Source organism: Piscinibacter sp. PDB1-1, from assembly GCF_056675995.1.
Map to the genome: position 1 here is coordinate 1 of NZ_JBWVZJ010000006.1, position 1,331 is coordinate 1,331.

The following is a 1,331-nucleotide window of genomic DNA, read 5'->3' on the forward strand; positions in this document are numbered from 1 at the left end:
TGGACTGCAGCGGGTCGGTCGGGCGGCCCTCGAGTTCGGCGAAGGGGTCGTCGAGCGGGGCGCCCATGAGTTGCTCGCTGAGTTCCTTGGGCAGGTTGTTGACGCCGAGCGCGTGCACGGTGTGCACGCTGAACTGGCGGTCGGCCTCGGTCTGCAGCTCGGCCAGGCTGTCCAGGGTGCTGTGGGTGAGGGCGAAGTGTTCGCCGGCGCGCAGGCTGCGCACGCTGCTGCGCCCGAGCCAGGTCTTGTGGCGGGCTTCGAAGGCTTGCTGGTGGCAGGTGGCGCGGTGCAGGAGTTCGCTGGCGGTGCAGGGGCTGCCGCCGCTCAGGGCGGTCTCGGCGGTGGCGCCGAGCGGGGCGTAGTGCTGCAGCCAGGGGGTGGTGTCGCGCAGGGACTCGCTGGTGTAGGGGTGGGCGCTGGGGGCTTCGACGGCGATGGCGCGCTTGGCCTGGTGGTCCCACTGGAGGATGGCGCTGGCGGCGGGGCTGAGCTGGCGGGCGCCTCCGAAGGCCTGGATGGCGTCTTGCTGTTCGGTGGCCGAGCCGCGGTGGAAGCGGATGCCGGGGCCGCCCACGGGGGAGCGCGAGGCGGGGTTCTCGGGCCACTGGGCGGAGTCGGCGAAGAAGACGATGCGGTGGCCGCTGGGGGCGCTGGCATCGCCGGGGGCGGTCTCTTCGACGCGCCAGCCCAGGCCTTCTTCGGCGAGCAGGCGGCTGAGGAAGCTGAGGTCGCTCTCGCGGTACTGGACGCAGTAGGGGCGCACGCCGCCGTGGGGGCCGCGGGCAAGGAAGGCGCTGAGGTCTTCAGCAGTGCCGTCTCCAGCCGTTCCACCCGCAGCCGCCTCGCCCCAGCGCCAGGCGGCGTGGGCGCCGTAGGCCGGCGCGCCGAGCACGTCGTCGAGGATCTGGACGATGGTCTTGTCTTGCCAGACGCGGCTGGCGTGGCTGTGGGCGAGCAGGGCGATCCAGGGCTGGATGGTGAGTTGGTGGCGCACGAGGCCGCCGTCGGCGCCGGCTTCGCGCGCGGCCATGACGATGCCGCTGCGCCGCTGGCGGCTGCCGTCGGCCAGGGTGGTGAGCAGGGTGAGGCGCTCACCGAGCAGTGCGTGCAGGTCGACGTGGGTGTGCAGGCTCAGGGTCTGCAGCTGCAGGCTGAAGGGCTCGCTCAGGGTGTCGACGAGGCTGAAGCGCTCGACCATCAGCTCGCCCACCTGCGCTGCGCCTTCGAGGTTGTACAGCCGCACAGCGCTCGTCCAGCGCGCAAGCAGATTCGACAGCGGGGCAGGCAGTGAAGTCGCCAGTGCGGCGTCGCTCAGGCGGTCGTTCATGGGG

Annotated in this window: 1 protein-coding gene; it reads right to left on the bottom strand. The window is 72.3% G+C overall.

Going from position 1 to position 1,331, the window contains the following annotated elements; translation table 11 throughout:
* On the bottom strand, nucleotides 1-1,331 hold a 1,331-nt coding region (locus tag AC1KAR_RS20295), incomplete at both ends, for a type VI secretion system Vgr family protein (RefSeq protein WP_480321134.1).